General features: G+C 68.1%; 9 protein-coding genes. 8 read left to right on the top strand and 1 reads right to left on the bottom strand.

The genetic code is table 11. From position 1 onward, the window contains the following. The first annotated feature begins 30 nt into the window (after positions 1 to 30). The 3 genes from BM339_RS08805 to BM339_RS48510 all read left to right on the top strand — a co-directional run bounded on the left by BM339_RS08805 (position 31) and on the right by BM339_RS48510 (position 8,998). Positions 31 to 2,808, top strand: a complete 2,778-nt coding sequence (locus tag BM339_RS08805) for a DEAD/DEAH box helicase (RefSeq protein ID WP_075020463.1) — start codon at positions 31 to 33, stop codon at positions 2,806 to 2,808. Continuing rightward, positions 2,805 to 7,826 carry a restriction endonuclease gene (locus BM339_RS08810; protein WP_075020464.1) on the top strand — a complete coding sequence of 1,674 codons (5,022 nt, stop codon included), beginning with the start codon at positions 2,805 to 2,807 and terminating at the stop codon, positions 7,824 to 7,826. Before BM339_RS08805 ends, BM339_RS08810 begins: the two co-directional genes overlap by 4 nt. Before the next feature lie 266 nt (positions 7,827 to 8,092). Then, positions 8,093 to 8,998: a hypothetical protein gene (locus BM339_RS48510; protein WP_143118316.1), complete on the top strand. Its 906-nt coding sequence runs from the start codon at positions 8,093 to 8,095 to the stop codon at positions 8,996 to 8,998. Between the two features lie 137 nt (positions 8,999 to 9,135). Here BM339_RS48510 and BM339_RS52430 read toward each other — a convergent pair whose 3' ends face one another. Further along, a complete protein-coding gene (locus BM339_RS52430) occupies positions 9,136 to 9,750 on the bottom strand; it encodes an ATP-binding protein (protein WP_337959903.1) in 615 nt (204 codons plus the stop codon). Here BM339_RS52430 and BM339_RS08820 point away from each other — a divergent pair. From BM339_RS08820 to BM339_RS08840, 5 genes are all read left to right on the top strand, one after another. Further along, a complete protein-coding gene (locus BM339_RS08820; protein WP_075020466.1) occupies positions 9,664 to 10,479 on the top strand; it encodes a DUF5753 domain-containing protein in 816 nt (271 codons plus the stop codon). The genes BM339_RS52430 and BM339_RS08820 overlap by 87 nt on opposite strands. Further along, positions 10,476 to 10,670, top strand: a complete 195-nt coding sequence (locus BM339_RS08825) for a DUF397 domain-containing protein (protein ID WP_075020467.1) — start codon at positions 10,476 to 10,478, stop codon at positions 10,668 to 10,670. The genes BM339_RS08820 and BM339_RS08825 overlap by 4 nt, the downstream gene beginning before the upstream one ends. An 87-nt stretch (positions 10,671 to 10,757) precedes the next feature. Continuing rightward, positions 10,758 to 17,387, top strand: a complete 6,630-nt coding sequence (locus tag BM339_RS08830) for a DEAD/DEAH box helicase (RefSeq protein WP_075020468.1) — start codon at positions 10,758 to 10,760, stop codon at positions 17,385 to 17,387. Beyond that, positions 17,384 to 19,621: a UvrD-helicase domain-containing protein gene (locus BM339_RS08835; protein ID WP_075020469.1), complete on the top strand. Its 2,238-nt coding sequence runs from the start codon at positions 17,384 to 17,386 to the stop codon at positions 19,619 to 19,621. The genes BM339_RS08830 and BM339_RS08835 overlap by 4 nt, the downstream gene beginning before the upstream one ends. Beyond that, positions 19,618 to 20,478, top strand: coding sequence for a serine/threonine-protein kinase (locus BM339_RS08840; RefSeq protein WP_075020470.1), 861 nt, complete (start codon positions 19,618 to 19,620; stop codon positions 20,476 to 20,478). The genes BM339_RS08835 and BM339_RS08840 overlap by 4 nt, the downstream gene beginning before the upstream one ends. Positions 20,479 to 20,539: the final 61 nt, after the last annotated feature.

The raw sequence follows: 20,539 nt of genomic DNA on the forward strand, positions 1-20,539 counted from the left end.
CGCGAGAACGACCCGTTAGGAGCCAGCCGAGTGACCTCCTCCGCAGAGACAGCGACCCCGTATGCGCCGGGCGCGCGCGTCGAGGTCCGCGACGCGGAGTGGATGGTGCGCACCTGCACCCCCACCCCCCGCGACGGCTTCAAGATCACCGCTGTAGGGGTCTCGGAGTTCGTGCGGGACGAGGACGCGGTCTTCTTCACCGGGATCGACGACATCGTCCAGCTCCGTCCCGAGGACACCCGGCTCGTCGCCGACGAGTCCTCGGCGTTCGCGCGCAGCCGCCTGTACCTGGAGTCGGTGCTGCGCCGCACGCCGCTGCCGCAGTCCGAGCGCGGCCTGGCGCTGGCGGACCGGTTCCTCCTCGACCCGCTCACCTACCAGCAGCGTCCGGCGGAGCTGGCGCTGAAGGGGCTGCGGCCCCGCATCCTGCTCGCGGACGTCGTCGGCCTCGGCAAGACCCTGGAGATCGGACTGATCCTGGCGGAGCTGATCCGCCGGGGACGCGGCGAACGCATCCTCGTCGTGACGCCGCAGCAGGTCCTGGAGCAGTTCCAGCATGAGCTGTGGACGCGGTTCGCGATCCCGCTCGTCCGGCTCGACTCGGTCGGCATCGAGCGGATCCAGCGCGACATCCCCGCCGGGCGGAACCCGTTCCTGTACTACAAGCGCGTCATCATCTCCGTCGACACCCTCAAGAACCAGGGACGGTACGGGCAGCACCTGGAGAACATGCACTGGGACGCCGTCGTCATCGACGAGTCCCACAACCTCATCAACGAGGGCAACCTTCGCAACAAGCTGGCCCGCCTCCTCGCCAAGCACACCGACGCGCTGCTGCTGGCGAGCGCGACCCCGCACAACGGCGACGCCAAGTCGTTCGCCGAGCTGATCGGGTTGCTCGACCCCGCCGCCATCGCCGACCCGAAGCGGTATGCGGCGTCCGACATCGACCACCTCTACATCCGCCGGACGAAGATCAGTGACGAGGTCCGCGACCGGATCCGCGGCCGGTGGCCCGACCGAGGCCCGTCCATCTCGCTGCGCGCGCCCGCCACGCCCAAGGAGGAAGCGATCTTCGCGGAGCTGGCGGAGGTCTGGCTGCCCGGCCCCGACCGCACCGGAAGTTCGGTGCTGGACGCCGACCGGCGCCTGTTCCCCTACACGCTCGCGAAGGCGTTCCTGTCGTCACACGTCGCGCTCGGCGCGACCGTCGCCAAGCGGCTGAAGAACGCGACCGAGGCGCGCGAGATCGAGGCGCTCAACAATCTGGCCTTCCTTGTCGACCAGATGGGCGACCACGACTCCGCCAAGCTCGGGACCCTCGTGGACGAGCTGAAGAACATCGGCGTGAAGGCCAGGGGCACGATGCGCGCGGTCGTCTTCTCCGAGAGCATCCCCACGTTGGAGTGGCTCGCCCGGATCGTGCCCGCCGAACTGGGCCTTGCCGCCGACCAGGTGCGGATTATGCACGGCGGCTTCTCCGACCAGCGGCAGCAGGAGATCGTCGAGGAGTTCTCCCTCTCCGACAGCAAGGTCCGGCTGCTGTTCACCGGAGACGTGGCGTCCGAGGGCGTTAACCTGCACCGCCAGTGCCACCACCTGATTCACTACGACCTGCCGTGGAGCCTGATCCGGATCGAGCAGCGCAACGGCCGCATCGACCGGTACGGGCAGGAGCACGAGCCGCAGTTCCGTGCGATCGTCCTGACCTCGCGGACCGAGGGCGCGCTGGACGACACGACCGTCGCCGAGAAGCTCCTCAAGCGGGAGGAGGAGGCGCACCGCAGCATCGGGACGGCGGAGGCCGTCACCCGCGAATTCACGGCGAAGAAGGAGGAGGACCGGCTCATCAAGGACCTCCTCAGGGGTAAGTCGGTCGAGGAGTCCCTCGCGGAGGCGCCGCCGGTCGACTTCATGGCCGAGCTGTTCGGCGCGGTGGAGCAGGGCGAGGCACGCGCGGAGGTCAGGCGCGCCCGCGTCCCGAAGCTGTTCGGGTCGACGGAGGAGTTCGTCCGGGAGGCGCTGCGCACGGTGTGCCCGCACCTGCGCGTCGATGACGACGGCGGGCTGCTCGCGTTCGAGCCGCCCCCCGACCTCGTCCATCGGCTGTCCGCGCTGCCGGCGTCCTACCTGCGCACCCACAAGATCACCGAACGGATGAAGGTCACCTTCGACCGGGGCCTCGCGCAGCGCAAGCTGGACGAGGCCCGCCGCACCAAGACCATGTGGCCGGACATCGCGTACCTGTCCGACCTGCACCCGATGGTCGAGTGGCTGGTGGACAAGGTGCAGGTGCAGCTCGTCCGGCGGGCCGCGCCCGTCATCGCCGCGAGGGTGGACGAGCCGACGTTCCTCGTCCAGGGCATCTACTCCAACGCGCTGGGTCAGCCCACGGTGGTCGACTGGATGGCGATCAGCGGCCTGCCGGGCGCGCCGGTCGTCCGCGACATGACCGAGGTCCTCACCGAGGCCGGGGTCGGCCCCACGATGATCAACACGAGCCGGACGCCCGACATCGAAGGACTCACGCCCCTCATCGAGCCGGCGATCCACGCCGCGCGCCGCCACCTGGACGAGCAGCGCGACCGGCACGACGACGAGGTGGCGCGGCCCCTCCGGGAGTACGACGGGCAGCTCGAACTGTGGGAGCGGGAGAGCTTGAAGAGCCTGGACGGGACATCGCACGGCGCGAAGAAGCGCGGGCAGGTGACCGGCACCGTCGCCGACCAGAAGCAGTTGCTCAAGAGCCTGGAGACGACGGGTGAGCCGCTGCTGCGCATCCTCGCCGTCCTTGAGGGGGACTCGTGACGTACGACTCGATCGTCAACCGCGGCGACTACTTCTCGGCCCACTACCTGGCCGAGGTCCTCCCCAAGGACCTGAAGAAGAAGGACGGGCTGCTCGCCCGCTGGACCGAGGCCGAGAAGGACGGGCACCCCACCCCGCGCACCGGCCTGCGCGGCCTCAAGCGCAGCTACTTCAAGGACCGTCCGTTCTTCGCCGACGCCATGGAGACCGTCCGCGACGGCAAGGACCTTCCGAAGATCGAGGAGTGGAAGAAGGCACTCCACGATCTGCACGGCGACGTCCTCCGCGCCCTGGGCTTCGACGCCGAGCCGCGCGTCCTGACGGTCGAGCGGTCGGACAAGCAGTACGAGGTCGCCGTCGCGCACGCCGAGCCGGCCGACCGTTCCAGCGTCATAGCGATCGAGTGCGGATGGGCCCCGGACGTCGACGCCGCCCTCGACACCAGCAGCGCCGGACGGCTCCTCACCCCCGTCGAACTCGACCACCCGCACATGCTCCGCACCGGGGACAAGCTCGCGTCGTGGCTGTTCGCCGCCGACGAGCCGCCCCGCTACGTGCTGATCCTCGTGGGCGGCGTGGTGATCCTGGCGGACCGGATGACGTGGGGCGAGGGACGGTACCTCGCCGTCAGCCTGGACGTCGCGCTCGGCCGCAGCACCGCCGCGACCGCCGAGATCGAGACGATCGCCGCCCTGTTCAGCGCCGACTCGCTGCTCCCGCCCGAGGAGGGCGGAGCCGAACCCCTCGCCGAACTGCTCTCCGGCTCCCGCCAGCACGCCGTCGGCGTGTCCAAGGAGCTGCGCGAAGGACTCCGCGAATCCGTCGAGATCATCGCCAACGAGGTCCTCGACCGGATGAGGGAACAGGGTGTCCGCCCCGAAGAGGTCATGGAACCGGCGGCCTTTGCCAAGGAACTCGGCCGCGAAGCCCTCCGCTACCTCTACCGGATCTTGTTCCTGCTGTACGCCGAGGCCCGCCCGGAACTCGGCATCCTCCCCACCGACGACGAGGCGTACGTCAGGGGCTACAGCATGGCCCGCCTCGGCGACCTGATCGTCCGCGACCTGGTCTCGGAGGAGTCGCGCCGCAGCGTCCACCTCTACGAGTCGCTCGACCTGCTGTTCCGCATGGTCAACGACGGCCGCAACCCGCGCGGCGCCGGCCGCACCCTCGGCTCGGACGGTGAAGGTCTCCGCTTCGAACCCCTCAAGTCGGACCTCTTCAACCCCGAACGCACCCGCTTCATCGGCAAGGCCGCGATCGACCTCGACGAGGACGACCCCGACTCCAAGCCCATCGACACCCGCCTCCGCAACGAGGCTCTGTACAAGGTGCTGCGCCTCCTCATGCTCGCCAAGGGCAAGCGCAAGGAACGCGGCGGCTTCATCTCGTACGCGCAACTCGGCATCAACCAGCTCGGCGCGGTGTACGAGGGGCTGATGTCGTACACGGGGTTCATCGCGAAGGAGGAGCTGTACGAGGTCGCCAAGAACGGCGACCCCAAGGACGGCTCCTGGATGATCCCCGCCTCCAAGGCCGACGACTACGAGGACGCCGTCTTCGTCCGCCGCGTGGACGAGAACGGCATCAAGACCGACGAGCGCGTCCGCTACAAGCCCGGCGCCTTTGTCTATCGGCTCGCCGGCCGCGACCGCCAGACCAGCGCGTCCTACTACACACCCGAGTCCCTGACGCAGGTCACCGTGCAGCTCGCGCTTCGCGAACGCCTCGACCAGGACGGGACGACCACCAAGGCCCGCGAGATCCTCGACTGGACGATCTGCGAACCCGCCCTCGGCTCCGGCGCGTTCCTCAACGAGGCCATGAACCAGGTCGCCGCCGAGTACCTCAAGAGGCGACAGGCCGAGAAGAACCAGAGCCTCGAACCCGACCGCTACACGGAAGAACTCCAGAAGGTCAAGGCGTACATCGCCCTGCACAATTCGTATGGGGTGGACCTCAACGAGACGGCCGTCGAACTGGCCGAGGTCTCGCTGTGGCTGAACGTCATGCACCGAGGCCTGCAAGCTCCATGGTTCGGCCTGCACCTGCGCCGGGGCAACTCGCTCATCGGCGCGGGCCGCCGCCTGTACGAGGCGCACCACCTCAAGAAGAAGGCGTGGCTCACCACCGCGCCGAAGGACCACCCCTTCCGCGACGGGCCGATCCCCGACGGCCACATCCATCACTTTCTGCTGCCCGCCCAGGGCTGGGGTGCGGTGGCGAGCGAGAAGGAAGCCAAGAACCTCGCGCTCGACGACGCCAAGCGCCTCGGCGACTGGCGCAAGGGAATGCTCAAGGACCCGTCCACCAAGAAGAAGCAGGGACAGAAGCTCACCCAGGTCCAACGCCTCCAGGGCCTCGCCTGCCGCGCGGAGTACCTGTGGGAGCTGGTCATCAAGCGGTTGGAGCTGTCCGAGAAGGACATCAGCCGCCGTATTCAGGTCTGGGGAGCGGACGACCTCCGCGAGCCGGGGGAGGAGATCGTCTCCCGCGAGCAAATTCTCAAAGACCTGATGTATCCGGGCACGCCCTTCTGGCGCCTCAAGACGCTGATGGACACGTGGTGCGCCCTCTGGTTCTGGCCCCTCGACAAGGCCGGCCTGCTGGACGGCTCGGACGGCATCTACGAGCGGTTGAAGGAGAACGTCCTCGACAGCGTCCCGCCCGCCCCCGCCGTCATTGAGGCGCCGGACCCCGACCCGACCGGATTCCCGCAAAGCTGGGAGGCGGCGTCGCTCTTCGGGGAGACCCCTGTCCAGATCCCGATCAACCAGTCGAAGCCGCGGCCCAAGTCACCCCGCAAGCCCGCCCGCGTCGAGCGCCGCTCAGTAATCCCGCTCGCGGACCTGGACGACTGGCTCGATTTCGCCGAGGCCCTCCTCGGCACCACGGACATCCCGGAAGACTCCCTCGGTGCCCACTTCGCGTCGTTGGGAGAGTTGGGCGAGCACGAAGACCAACTCCCTGCCTGGATGGGCATGGACAACGAATTCAAGCTCAATGAGCGTTTCCCTTGGCTCAACACTGTCGAAAACATCGCCAGGCAGCAGGGCTGCTTCCACTGGGAACTCCAGTTCGCACAAATCTTCCAAAGGGGTGGCTTCGACCTTCAGGTGGGCAACCCTCCCTGGGTGCGTCCGCGCTGGGAAGAGGCAGCAATTCTTGCTGAGGTTGAGCCTTGGTTCGTGCTCGTGGATAAGCCAAGCCTATCTGACCGCCTCTCCCGTAAGAGTGCTCTCTTGCAGGAGCCGGTGACAGTGGAATACTTCCTGCATGCCATGGCCGAACACGCAGGCATGGTGGAGTTTATTGGATCAGGGAGCGTCTACTCACTGCTCTCGGGAACGCAACCTGACCTCTACCGTGCATTCATGTGTCGTGCTTGGCGGAACATTAGCCCAACTGGGGTTATTGGATTCATTCACCCAGACACGCATTTCGGTGGAGTGAAGGAAGGTTTGCTTCGCTCAAGAGCCTATAGGCACCTTCGTATTCATGCAAAATTCATCAACGCAGCAAACTGGGCATTCGAGGATCTTAGTCGTACACAAGAATTTGGTCTCCATATTTATGGCGTCGAAGGTGACGTGGACTTCCTCCATTTCAGTGACCTCTATGACAGTAACGTGATTCTTGGATCACTTAATGATGACGGAACGGGAGAAACGCCCGGAATTAAATACCAAGGCAAGTGGGATGTAAGGCCGCATAGGGCAAGAATTATTAAAGTGAATAAAAGTGTGCTGGCTGAATGGCGACGACTTCTGAGTGCAGCGAACGTGCCAGTCGAGCAGACTCCCCTCCTCTATCCGATTACAACAGGTGAAGTCGACGCAATCGGCGTTCTGGCAAATTACAAAAGGAGATTGGGTGCTAGTAATCCCGCTATCAGTCGGGGATATGATGAGGCGAACGACAAGAGCAACGGGCTGATCCGCTGGCAGGTAGGGAGACCGGAGGTATTGGAAGAAGTCATCCTCCAGGGATCTCACATCAGTGTTGCTACCCCTTTCGCTAAGGAGCCGCCTAGGTTCAAGAGTTCGGACCGTGCTCAAGACCTAAATGACCTACCGGTAGACGCAATCCCGGCGACAAACTACAGACGAGCCTCAGGGCTTGACGAATATCGCAACGCGCAAGACCGATGGTCTATCCATGGTCGAGCCGGGGTATACACTAAGTTTTATCGGCTGGCCTGGCGACGCATGATTCCTTTCAATGGAGAGCGGTCGCTTTACGCCGCGATACTGCCGCCAGGGCCGGCTCATGTAGATGCCGTTCATACGATGGCTGTCATTGACAATCGCTTCACCGCTTTGACGGCGGGCTTCTGGGCGGCACTCCCGCTCGACTACTTGCTGCGAATAAGCGGCCGCTCGGATCTTCGCAAGGCGGACGCCCGGGTTATGCCAGCACCTGATTCTGATCATCCTTTGGCGCGAAGCTTGTTGCTAAGAACCCTTCGCCTCAACTGCCTTACCAGAGACTATGCTGGTCTTTGGGGTGAATTGTATGACGACTCTTGGTTGAGTGATGAATGGGCTGCATATTGGCCGGGGATTAAGCCATTGAGTTCCCCTAAGGCCGTAGACAGAGAATGGGGTCCTGTTACACCGTTGCGATCAGAGCGAGAGCGTAGAGCGGCTTTGGTTGAGATTGACGCGCTGGTTTCATTGCTGCTCGGGATGACCGTTGAGCAGTTGATTGCGGTCTACCGCTCGCGCTACCCAGTTCTTGCTGACTATGAATCGAACATTTGGTTCGACGCTGACGGCCGAAAGATCGCGAAGAATCACAACGCTTATGGGTACGTCCAATCAAGGGTGCACTTTGATCAATTGATGGACTATCTTGCTTCGGGTGCCGACTCATCTGTTCCAGTGGGGTACCGAGCGCCGTTCTACAAGGCCGATCGGGAGGCTGAGTATCGGCAGGCGCATGCTGTGTTCTCGGAGCGGTTGGAGCGGGCGAAGGCTGAGGGGTGGACGCCCGGCGGCGAAGATTCCTCGGCGTAGATGGGTTGCGCTGGACTCGATTGCGTCCTGCTGGCCGGGCGGTTGTTATTCATCCGTTGGATGGCAGGTTGCCCGAAGGTGAGAGGGGCTGGGCTGGCTTGCGTAAGGTCTTGACGCTCATTAGTGGGCTGACCTTAGCGGCCGCTCTGATTCGTCTGTTGCGTCAGGCATCTTCGGGCCAGCGGCAACATAACCCTCAAGGGGGAGAAGGAGAGCCGCCGGGCCGTTCCCCGGCGTCTCAGGAAGTTGGAGCTCAGAACTCCAAGTTGAAAGTCGTGTTGGCTTTCGTTTTTGCAGGGCTCGGGATTGCTTTGGCTGTTGCTGCCTGGGATCGCTTCACTGTTTCGGCGCCGCCAGCGCCGTCAGAACATTTCGACGGCGTGATAACCGTCTATCTCCCCGAGAAGACTGATCTTGTTGATGTAGAAGTCAAGCATGCACTCGCTACTGGGGAACCCCCATCGGAGCAAGGTCAGGTAAATACCCAGATGTACCTGACAGTGAAGATGCAAGGGGCGCGGAAGGCGCAAGCTTGCATGCCCTGGGCGTTGGGGCTCTTCAATCAGGCGAAGTTGCGCAACATAGAAGCGTCTTCCGGGGTCTCCGCGGCTGGATCACCGGCGGAAGAGCGAGGCGTCCAGCGTGTCAAAGGTATGTCATGCGGCGATGGCAAGGGGCGTCATGAAGTCTCCGTTTCAGGCGATCTGCTGCAAAGCTTCTTCAGCGTGTCCGGTTTTCGTCTTTCGGTGACGACGCCAACCGTTTGGGTCGTCAATGTTCCCAGGGCTGTATTTGACCGCGACGTTGAGTACTTTCCGGTCCGTGATGAGTCTCTGAAGACTTCCAGCCCTAAGAGGTGGAATATTGTCGTCAGGCTTTTGTATCTGACCTCGCAGTACAGAAGAGACTCGGGAGCGGGCAGGGATGACCGGCTCGGAGTTACCTTGCAAGCCTCTGATAAAGAGCCTGAGAGGTTGGGAGTTTTCCCGCAGGAGTCGGCCACCATGCAGCAGGAGTATGCGGCGTACACATACTTGTCGGGAGAGGCCGCAGGTAACCGCGCCCTGCTCATCGCAGGTGTCCTTGCGGGGCTCGCTGGTGGTCTTCTGCCATGGGCCGGGCAACTCTTGCTGGATGCATTTCCAGGCAGGCGGCGAGGGGCTACCTCGTGATCGGATTGGTCCGGCGAGGAGCCACAGGGCAGCCTCTGCGGCGAGGCTGCGGTGAAGGCGTGCCGCCGGGGGCGGTGCGGCGTGCTGGTCGGAGGAACCTTCCGCGTGAACAGCACGCCGCTGGCTTCGCCGTCCTGTCAGGGCTTGAGACGAGCCCAGACCCACTTGCCGCCGGATGGGTCGGGGGTGTGGCCGCACTCGGTGGCGAGGGCCGTGACGATCGGGAGGCCCCGGCCGCCGTTGTCGTCCCAGTTCTCCTCGGAGACGTCCAGCGTTTCGAGCGTCAGCTCGGTCAGCGGGTGTACTCGTGGAGGGGTCGGGCTGGCGTCCCATACCGCGATGAGGACGCCGGCGGTGTCGCGGCTGCACTGGTAGCGGATCTCCTTGCCGGGCGTCGCTGCCACGGCGTTGGTGATCAATTCCGAGACGATCAGGAATGCATCGTCCGAAATGTGCGTACAGCCCCAATTGTGCAGTCGCGTTCGCGTCAGTGTGCGTGCGAGGCCAGGCGCGGCCTTCGAGGCCAGCATAGGCATCAGCAGGCAGTCGGGCGTTGTGAGCATCGCCCCGCCTTCCCTTGTGTGTTTCCGGATTTCTATCTCCAGGATCAGGCAGAGGAGATAACCTCGCGCGTATCTGGGAAATCCGGAAACAGTGGAGGGTGCATGGCCAACACCAGGGAGCCGCTCGACCCCAAGATCTCTCTGTGGCACTTTCTGGCGTACGCACTGCGCTTCGAACGAGAGAAGCATGATCACTCGTTGACCCAATGCGGGCAGATCATCAACGCTGCTCGCTCGACTGTTTCCAACATGGAGGCCGGGCGCCTCAAGCTGCACGACGACCAAGCGAGAGCGCTGGACAAAAAGTACAACACGCCTAGGCTTTTCGAAATGCTGATTTGGTTCGCCCGTACAGCGCATGAGCCCGACTGGTTCAGGCAGTACACCCAGTACGAGTCACAGGCGACTGTGATCAGGGTTTATCAGGGCCAGGTCATCCCCGTCCCGTTCCAGACTGAGGACTACGCCCGCGCGTTCGTGGAGGTCGGCGGTACTGCTGACGTCGAGGCTGCCGTCTCTGCACGCATGGCTCGTCAGAAGACGCTTCTGGGTGGCTCCTCTGGCCCGCTGCTGCTCGTGTTGCTGGACGAGGGTGTCCTTTACCGTCCAGTCGGCGGCGCAGAGGTGATGAAGGCGCAGCTTCAACGCCTGCTGGAGTTCGGCGAGCGTTCCAATGTGATCATTCGCGTCATCCCGAGGTCGGCCGGGGCGTATATAGGTCTTGACGGCCCGTTTCAGATCATGAGTCTGGAAGCTCGGGACATCGCCTACATTGGGGCGTTTCGTGGAGGCCGCCTGGTGGAGGTCCCGTCCGAGGTAAGGCAACTGAGCATCGACTTCGAGCGGATTGGAGCGAAAGCCCTCCATGAGGACGCCTCCAGGGCTCTGATCTGCAAGGTGATGGAGGAGTACGCATGACTACCGCGTGGCGCAAGAGTTCGTACAGCGGTGGCGCGACCGATGAAGCGTGCATCGAACTGGCCGTGCTGCCCGAAGGAGTCGGGGTCAGGGACTCAATGGACCCGGACGGCGGACGGCTCGTCGTGAACCGGGCGCAGCTCGGAAGCCTGATGCAAGCAATCAAGGAAGGGGCTCTCGACCGGGCCTGATGAGCACGCGGGCCGATCTTGGAATGAGTCGCTCGCTTCAAGATCGGCCAGCTCGGCGGGGGAGTGACTGATGGAGAGGGGCGCGGGATGAGGCCGACGTTGGCGGCCGATGAGGTTCGGCGGAATCTGACGCAGTACCTCACGACGACGTTCGCGCTGGCGGATGAGCAGGTCCGCGAGGGTTTGGAACGTTTCCTCAACCATCCTGAGCAGGGCATCTTCCGTGGCCCCTACCTGCGCATCCGCACCCCCTTCCGCGTCGAGGGCGACGGGTGGCGGGACCTTATGCAATGGGCGCCGGCCGGGTTCGTCCCGTACCGCCATCAGGCCGCCGCGTTCCGGCGCCTGACGACGTTCGATCACCAGGCGCAGCCGACGCTGATCACGACGGGGACCGGCTCCGGCAAGACCGAGTCGTTCCTGATCCCGGTGCTCGACCACTGCCGCAGGGCACGCGCTCAAGGAAAAACGGGCGTGAAGGCCGTCCTGCTGTACCCGATGAACGCGCTCGCCACCGACCAGGCCCAGCGGCTCGACGACTACCTCCGGCAGCCCGGCCTCGGCGACGTCACCGCGGGCCTCTACATCGGCGACACCCCGGAGACCGGCTACCCGCGCGTGTACACGCACCGGGGCGAGATCCGGCGGTCGCGGCCCGACATCCTCATCACCAACTACAAGATGCTCGACCTCCTCCTCCAGCGCGCCGACGATCTCCCGCTCTGGGAGGACGCCGACCTCGCCTACGTCGTCGTGGACGAGTTCCACACCTACGACGGCGCGCAGGGCACCGATGTGGCGATGCTCCTGCGGCGCCTCGCGGCGGCGCTCGGGCACAGCGAGCCCGGGAGGCCCCTCGGCGGGATCTGCCCGGTCGCGACGAGCGCGACGCTGGGGGAGAGCGGGGACGGAGCCGAGATCCGGCGGGTCGCCGAGGCGGTGTTCGGTACTCCCTTCGGCCCCGACTCGGTGATCGGGGAGGACCGGCAGAGCACCGACGAGTTCATCGAAGACGCCGGGATCGACTACACCCTCCCCCTTCCCGACCCGCAGGAACTCGCGTCCGTTCCCGACCCGCACGGCGATGACGGCGCCATGGCGCAGATCATGCAGGCCGTCACCGGACGGGACTCGCTCACCCCGCAGGAACTCGGCAAGGTCCTCCGGCAGCACATCCTCACCAGCGCCGTCCTGGAGGTCCTCGACGGGAAGCCGCACACGCTCGGGGAGATCCTCGAACTCCTCCCGCGCAAAGGCGCCTACAGCTGGGGCACGGCGATACGACTGTCCCCCGTGCACGCGGCGACGGCTCTCGCGCGGTTCGTCGCCCTGCTGTCCGAAGCAAGGGATCCAGAGGACGCCGGTCGCCCCTTCCTCCACATCGAAACGCACCTGTGGGTGCGGTCGGTGACGCGGCTGCTCCGCGCGGTCGGCCCCCGGCCCGGGTTCGCCTGGTACGGGGAGGCCCCTCCGCCACTCGACGCGGAGACCACCGTCACCGGCGGCGGACGGGAGATGCTGCCCGCCGTGTACTGCCGCCACTGCGGGCGGTCCGGCTGGGCGGCGATCTCCCCGGAACGCGACCCGCACGACCTCGTCGCCGAACCGGCCCGCATCTACCGGTCCGGCATCTCCGAGAAGCGTCTCGTCCGGCCGCTGATCACCGCGACGCGGCGCGAGGTGGAGGCGCGGGCGGCGGGGGAGCAGGGCGGGCCGAACGTCCTCGTGCTGGCGGCGAACGGCCGGCACGTCCGGCCGCTGGACCCGGAAAAGGACCTGGAGAACTCCGCCAAGGCCGACTTCCGGGACGTGTTCGTCCTCGCCGACCTTTCCCACGGCAAGGAGAGCAACCGGGACGCCGAGAACGACCGCTGCCCCGCCTGCGGCATGGAACAGGGCACACGGTTCCTCGGCTCCGGGCTGGCCGCGCTCGCGTCCGTCGCGGTGACGGAACTGTTCACCGGCGGCCAGCTCCAGAAGCAGGAACGCAAGACCCTCCTGTTCAACGACTCGGTGCAGGACGCCGCGCACCGCGCCGGGTTCGTCGCGAACCGGTCGTTCGGGTTCTCACTTCGATTGCTCCTCGCGTCCCAGCTGGACGACGCCGACGGGCCGAAACCGCTGCACGAGCTGATCTCCGACACCGTCAAGGAGGCCAGCGTCCCCGAATACCTCCCCTCGGTGGTGCCGCCCGACCTGCACGACCGCGACGACGTGGACGCGCTCCTCGCCGGCGAATCCGAAGGGTCCGCGCGGACCTGGACGCTGATCGGGGAACGGCTCGCGTTCGCGTCCGTCCTGGAGTTCGGGCTCCGCTCCCGGCAGGGCCGCACGCTGGAACTCACCCGCACCGTCGCCGCCGAGGTCGCCGTCCGCGACATCGACCGCATCGCCGGCCTGGCCCGCGACCTCCAGCTCGCCGGACCCGCCGCCCTCACCGGCCTCCCCGGCCACGACACCTACGTCGCGTACGTGCGCGGGCTGCTGGAACGCATGCGGATGCGCGGCGCCGTCCAGCACCACTGGCTCGACGCGTGGATCGACGGCGCCGGAACCAAGCGGTACATGACCATCTGGGGCAAGCGCCCCGACGGGATGCCCGCGTTCCCGCGCGGCCTGTCCGCGCCGCGGTTCGTGCTCGGCGCGCCGAAGAACCGCAGCGAGTTCGACGGCATCACCGGGCGCCACAGCTGGCTCCAGGACTGGACGGCCCGCTGCCTCGGCATCGAACACGGCGCGTCCGGCCACTACCTGTCCCGGCTGCTGAACGTCCTCACCGAGGAGGACGTCATCGCGCGCCGCACCGCCGGGGACGGCGCCACCCCCGTCTTCGGGCTGCGGCCCGGCCACGTCCAGGTCCGCGGACTCGACGACGACCAGGTCGAGAACGCCGGCGTCTACTGCCCCGTCTGCAACTGGCAGCAGACCGTTCACCCCGAAAGCCTGCGCGAATGGGTCGAGGCGCCCTGCCCCCGCTACCGCTGCACCGGACACCTAGACACCGACACGCGCCGCAGCGACCTGTACGAGAACGACTACTACCGCCGCCTCTACCGCAGCGCCCGCCCGTTCAGCGTCATCACCGCCGAGCACACCGGCCAGCTCACCCGGCCGCAGCGCGAGGACGTCGAGCGGAGGTTCCGCGACGGCGCCCGCTACAGCGACCCGAACGTTCTGGCGTGCACGCCGACGCTGGAACTCGGCATCGACATCGGCGACCTGTCCGCCGTCGTCCTCGCGTCGCTGCCGCGCTCACCGGCCGGCTACGTCCAGCGGGTGGGACGCGCCGGACGCAAGACCGGCAACGCCTTCCTGCTGACGCTCATCGGGCGGAACCCCCGCGACCGGTACTACCTGACCGACCCCACCGACATGATCGCGGGCGACATCGTCCCGCCCGGCTGCCACCTGTCCGCCGTCGAGATCCTCCAGCGCCAGTACGTCGCGCACCTCGCCGACCTCGCCGCCCGCGAACGCTTCGACGGGCTGCCCCCGATGCCGCGCCTCGCGTCCGCGCTGTTCGGCGAGTCCGGATGGCTGACCGCGTTCCAGGACGCCGTCCTCGCCGAAGGCGACGCCCTCGCCGGCGGGTTCCTCGCCCTGTTCGCCCAAGGCGACCCCGAGACCGGCGTCACCGAGGAGGCCGCCCGGCGGCTGCGCGACTTCGCCGTCACCGGACTGAAGGAGGGCATCGCCGCCGCGACCCGCGTCTGGGACGAGCGGCTCGCCGACCTGCGCGCCCGCCTGGACGTCATCGACGCCGCCATCGCCGCGATGATCGACTCGGATCTGCAGCAGCGGAACCGCCGCGGCGAGCTGCGCGCCGAACGCCGCGCCGTCCAGGCCCGCATCGCCGAGATCGGACGCGGCGGCGCCCACGGCACCCTCGTCGAACTCGGGCTGCTGCCCAACTACTCGCTCATCGACACCTCCACCGCACTGGAGGCCACCCTCACCTGGGAGGAGCGCGTCGGCGACGAGGCCGGCGAGGCGCCCGCGCCCGCCGACCGGCAGCGGACCGGCGGGCAGCGAACGAACAGGGCGCGCGGCGACCGCCGCTTCTCCAGCGAACTCCGCGAATACGAGCGGTCCGCGTCCACCGCCCTCACCGAACTCGCCCCCGGCAACCACTTCTACATCCGCGGCTACCGGCACGAGATCACCGGACTCGACATCGGCACCCCGCAGCGCCCCGCCTACCGGCAGTGGCGCGTCTGCCAGGAATGCGGTTACGTCCGCACCACCGCCGCCGCCGAGGACCACGGCCCCTGCCCCCGCTGCGGCAACGAGCGCATCGGCGACAGAAGCGGCCTGCACACCGTCCTCATCCCCACCCGCGTCACCGCCCACGACCTGCGCGACGACGCCCGCATCCGCGACGACCACGACGACCGGCAGCGCCGCTACTACGAGACCGCCGTCGCCGTCGACATCCCCCGCGACGAGATCGCGCCCGGCGCCTGGCGGCACGCCAGACGCGTGTTCGGCGTCGACTTCACCCGCCGCGCCGTGATCCGCCGCTTCAACCTCGGGTCGCTGCGCATGGACCGCCCCGCCGGCGACCCCTTCGCCGGGGACCTGCGGCGGCTGAACCCGTTCCACGTGTGCCGGACGTGCGGCGGCGCCACCTCCGGCGGCCCGCCCGACGGGGACGGGAGGCCCACCGGCACCACCTCCGGATACGACGCGTCCCGCAGCCACCACCGCCCCTGGTGCCCGCAGCGGCGCGGCGGCGACGTCGAGCACGAACCGCTGATCCTCGCCCATGAGCTGCGCACCGAGGCCCTGCGGATCCTCGTCCCCATCGCCACCACGATGATCCCCGAGCGGACCGTCACGTTCGAGGCCGCGCTGATGGCCGGGATCGCCCGCAGGTACGGCGGTGACCCCGCCCACCTGCGGATCGTCACCGCCACCATGCCCGACCACCTGCACCACAGCGGCCACCGGCGGCGGTTCCTCGTCCTGCACGACACGCTGCCCGGCGGCACCGGCTACCTGCACCGCATGTCCACCGAGGCGGGCTTCCGCGAAGTGCTGCACGAGGCGTACGAGGTCGTGTTCCACTGCCCGTGCGCCAACGAGGAGGGCAAGGCGGCCTGCCACCGCTGCCTGCTCCGCCACGTCCGGGGCGAGGAGTTCGACAAGGCCGACCGCGGCCTCGCCGTCGAGATGCTCGCCGAACTCCTGGAGGACTGGGAGACCGCGTCCGTCGCCAGTACCGACGACATCTCCCTCGTCAACCAGGTCGAAAGCGAACTGGAGGCCCGGTTCCTCGACGCGTTGATGCGGTGGGCGCGCAAGCCCGGAAGCGGCCGCGCCCTCAGCTCCGGCCCCCGGCTCAACGACCGGCGCACCGCCGACCTGCGCATCACCTCCGGGGACGACGTCGTCCACTGGCAGGTCATCCTGCAGAACACCATCAAGGAGACCCGGCCCGACATCTACTTCAAACGGCTGGACGGGGCGCCCCTGGAAGTCGCCGTCTACCTCGACGGCTACAACTACCACGCCGCCCCGCACGCCAACCGGCTCGCCGGCGACGCCGCCAAACGCGCCCGTCTCCGCGCCCACGGCCGCGTGGTCTTCCAGATCACCTGGGACGACGTCGAGCACTGGGAGAGAGGCCTGTTCCCAGAGTCGCCCGCGTGGGTCCCGTACCAGGGCATCGCCCAGGGACGGGCCCGCGAGGGCTACCTCCACGGCGGCGGCGACCCGGCCGAGCTGGCCGACCTGATCTGGGCCAACCCGATCCAGACGCTGCTGGCCTTCCTGTCCGACCCCGACGCCGACCGCTGGCGGCGCCGTGCCGAAGCGGCCGCGACCGGCCTCGTGATGCCCGGCGCCGAGATGCGGCGCGCCTCGCCCGGCGGGATCGGCGACCTGCTCACCGCCGCCGTCCGCGGCGACGACGCCCTGCCCGAACCGCCGCCCGGCGACCTGATGCTCGTCCGCACCGAGGACGCCTCCGGCTGCCCCGTCACCGTCGTCGCGAACGCCCGGACGCGCGCCTGGACGGCCCTCGCCGTCATCGACGACCGGACCGCCGCGATCACCGCCGACGAGGACGCCCACCGCCGCCGCTGGCACGCCTGGCTGTACTGGGGCAACCTCCTGCAGTTCCTGTCGTACGGGGAGGGCGACGGTGTCCAACTCGCCCACACCGACCTCTCCGGGTTCGACCCCGCCGCGCTCGCCGTCACGGGTGGTGCGGGCCTGCTGTCGACGCTCGGCCTGCTGCCGCTCGACCCCGACGACCTGCCGCCCGGCAGCGTCCCGGAAGGTCGGCCGGAACCCGAACCTCCCAGGCCGGACCCGCACCAGCCGATCCCGCACGCGAGCCCGCGCCAGCCGAGCCCGCCGCCGGTCCCTGCGGACGCCGAGGCGCCCCCGCCGCCCGGCGCGGCCGCGCCGGACCCCGCCTGGGCCGAGGCGCTCGACCTCCTCGACCCCGACGAACCGCAGCTCGCCGACCTCGCGCGCTGCCTGATGGCGCACGGCGCCCCCGCCCCCGAGGTCGGCTACGAGCTGGGCGAACAGGCGTGGCAGGCCGAACTGGCCTGGCCGGACGCCAAGGTCGCCGTCGTCCTCGCGGGCAACGACGACGAGGCCACCGGCCGCTACCACGCCTACGCGAAGGCCGGCTGGGAGACCCGCTCGGCGGCCTGGTGGGACTGTGACGAACTGGCGGAACGAACCAAGGCGGCGAATTCATGACCACGCAGGGCGAGGCCACGCTGCGGCTGCTCGACAAGGCCGACAAGGAGATCCAGAAGCTGCCGCGCGTCGTCAAAGGCGCGATCTACGAATTCCAGCACGACTTCCGCAAGAACCCCGACGCGCGCGGCCTGCGGCTCAAGCAGCTCCAGGGCCACGACCGGCTGTACTCCGCCCGGATCAGCGCCGACTACCGGGCGCTGCTCCTGCACGCCGGCAACCGCGACTACATCCTCGTCGCCGTCCGGCACCGCAAGGACGTCTACGACAACCTCGACCGCTACCAGTACAAGATCAACGATGTGACGGGCGGGATCGAGTTCGTCGACCTCGTCAGCGTCGAGGAGAACGTCTCCACCCCCCGCGCCGCGCCCGCGCCGCCACCGGTCACCCGCGAGCCCGCGCCCGCGGAACCGGCCGCGCCGGCGGAACCCGCCGAGGCGCCGCCGCTGTTCGGCGGGTTCACCGACGACCAGCTCCTGCAACTCGGCGTCGCCGCCGCCCTGCTCCCCCTGATCAGGAAGATCACCACCGAGGAGGAGCTGCTCGGCCTCACCGAACTCGCCCCGGCCCTCACCGAGGAAGTGCTGCTCGAACTGTACTTCGGCGGGACGTTCGACGAGGTCCTCGACAAGATCACCACGCCGGTCCAGGCCGAGGACGACGTCGACACCGAGGACTACGCCACCGCCCTCAGCCGCCCCGCCACCCGCGTCACCACGTCCGACACCGAACTGCAGGCCGTCCTCGAAGACGACTTCGGCCGCTGGAAGGTGTTCCTCCATCCGAGCCAGCGCAAGCTCGTCGAGCGCGCCTACAAGGGCTCCGCCCGCGTCAGCGGCGGCCCCGGCACCGGCAAGACCATCGTCGCGCTCCACCGCGTCAAGCACCTCGTCGACCGGCTCCCGCCCGGCGACGACAAGCCCGTCCTGCTCACCACCTACAACAAGAACCTCGCCGCCGACCTCCGCAAACGCCTCCTCGAACTCGGCGGCCCCGAAACCGCGTCCCGCGTCGAGATCGTCAACATCGACAAGCTCGCCGCCGACGTCGTCGCCCGCGCCGAACCCGGCGGCAAACGCCGCTGGATCGACGACGCCAAAGCCGTCCGGGAATGGCGCGACCTGCTCCTGGAACTCGGCGAGACCCGCTGGGACCCCGAGTTCCTGCACGCCGAATGGACCCACGTCATCCTCGGCATGTCCGGCAACTCCCGCGCCGACTACTTCCGCACCCGCCGCCCCGGACGCGGACGCAGCATCGGCCGCGCCCAGCGCGCCGAGATCTGGCGGCTCGTCGAGAAGTTCCGGCTCCGCCTCGACGAGAAGAACCTGTGGACCTACCGGCAGGTCGCCGAGCACGCCGCCCGCCTCGAACAGGAACGCGCCGAGAAGATGCGCCGGCACCGGGAAGGCGGCCTCAACATCCACCGCGAGGACGCCTCCGTCGCCCGGATGCGCCCGCGCTACTCCCACATCGTCGTCGACGAGGCCCAGGACCTCGCCGCCGCGCACTGGAAGATGCTCCGCGCCATGGTCCCCGAAGGCCCCGACGACATCTTCCTCGTCGGCGACGTCCACCAGCGGCTCTACGACAACTACGTCTCGCTGAGCGTCCTCGGCATCAACATCCGGGGGCGCCGCTCCTCCCGGCTCACCCTCAGCTACCGCACCACGCACGAGATCCTCGGCTCCGCCGTCCGGCTCCTCGGCGAGGAGTCCTGGGACGACCTCGACGGCGAGACCGACGAGCTCGGCGGCTACCGCTCCGTCCTGCGCGGCTCCCGGCCCGTCCTGCACGGCGCCCCGACCTGGGAGGACGAGCAGGACTACATCGCCGCCACGGTCAGCGAGCTGATCGACGGGCCCTCGCCGTCCATCGCGATCAGCGTCCCGGAACGCGCCATGGTCGCCGAGATGGAGGCCCGCCTCGCCCGCGCGGGCATCCCCGCCGCCTCCATCGGGCCGGACGGGCCCCGCGTCGACGACGTCGTCCACATCGGCACCATGCACCGCTTCAAGGGCCTCGAATACCAGCACGTGATCGTCGCGGGTGTCTCCGACGGTCTCGTCCCGCAGTCCTACCTGCGCAGATGGGAGCAGTCGGACCCGGCCCGCTACCGGCGGGAACTCCAGCGCGCCCGCTCCCTGCTGTTCGTCGCCGCCACCCGCGCCCGCGACACCCTCCACGTCACCTGGCACGGCGAACCGAGCCCGTTCCTGGGGCACCGGTGAAGATCGGCGGCCGTTACGCGCGCGGCAAGCCCCTCGGCGTCGGCGGCATGGGGCAGATCTGGGAGGGCACCGACGACCGCCTCAACCGCACGGTCGCCATCAAGATCATCCGTCCCGGTCTGCCCGACCGCTCCGCCGCCCGCCGCCGCTTCTACCGCGAGGCCCGCATCCTCGCCCGCCTCCGCCACCCCGGCATCCCCGCCCTGTACGATTTCGGCGCCCACGACGACGAACTGTTCATCGTCATGGAACTCGTCCCCGGCGCCGTCAGCCTCCGCGACCTCATCGCCGAACGCGGCGACGACCCGCTCCCCGTCCCCTGGGCCGCCCTGATCGGCGCGCAGTTCTGCGCCGCCCTGGCCGCCGCGCACGGCGCCGGGCTGATCCACCGGGACCTCACCCCGTCCAACATCGTCCTCGCCCCCGACGGGACCGTGCGGATCCTCGACTTCGGCGTCGCCACCGCCCTCGACCCCGCCGAGTTCTCCGCGATCACCCGCCCCGGCGAGGCCCCCGGCTCCGCCCGCTACATCGCCCCCGAACTCGACGGCTACGCCGCCGCCGACGCCCGCGCCGACCTGTACTCGGCCGGCTGCGTCCTCCACGAACTCCTCACCGGCCGTCACCCGGCCGAGCGACCCGCGGGATTCCGCGACGACCTCCCCGGACCACTGGCGCACGTCATCGACACCCTCCTCGCCGAAGACCCGTCCACCCGCCCCACCAGCGCCGCCGACGTCGTCCACGCCCTACTCCCGCACGCCCGCGACCTCCCCCCGCTCCCGGGCTACTACACCCCCGCCCCGAACGACCCGACCCACCTCTACACCAAGGCCCTCTCCACCCTCCCCACCTGACCACGCGAAAGGTCGACGATGTCCGAAGGAAGGCTGCTGAGCGACGCGTCGATCGGCGTCG

The sequence above is a fragment of the Actinomadura madurae genome (assembly GCF_900115095.1).
GTDB lineage: Bacteria > Actinomycetota > Actinomycetes > Streptosporangiales > Streptosporangiaceae > Spirillospora > Spirillospora madurae.

Bases quoted from the DNA above. Each gene is read 5' to 3' on its own strand.
- BM339_RS08820 (WP_075020466.1), top strand. From the start codon at position 9,664: ATGGCCAACACCAGGGAGCCGCTCGACCCCAAGATCTCTCTGTGGCAC.
- BM339_RS52430 (WP_337959903.1), bottom strand. From the start codon at position 9,750: ATGCTTCTCTCGTTCGAAGCGCAGTGCGTACGCCAGAAAGTGCCACAG.
- BM339_RS08825 (WP_075020467.1), top strand. From the start codon at position 10,476: ATGACTACCGCGTGGCGCAAGAGTTCGTACAGCGGTGGCGCGACCGAT.
- BM339_RS08830 (WP_075020468.1), top strand. From the start codon at position 10,758: ATGAGGCCGACGTTGGCGGCCGATGAGGTTCGGCGGAATCTGACGCAG.
- BM339_RS08835 (WP_075020469.1), top strand. From the start codon at position 17,384: ATGACCACGCAGGGCGAGGCCACGCTGCGGCTGCTCGACAAGGCCGAC.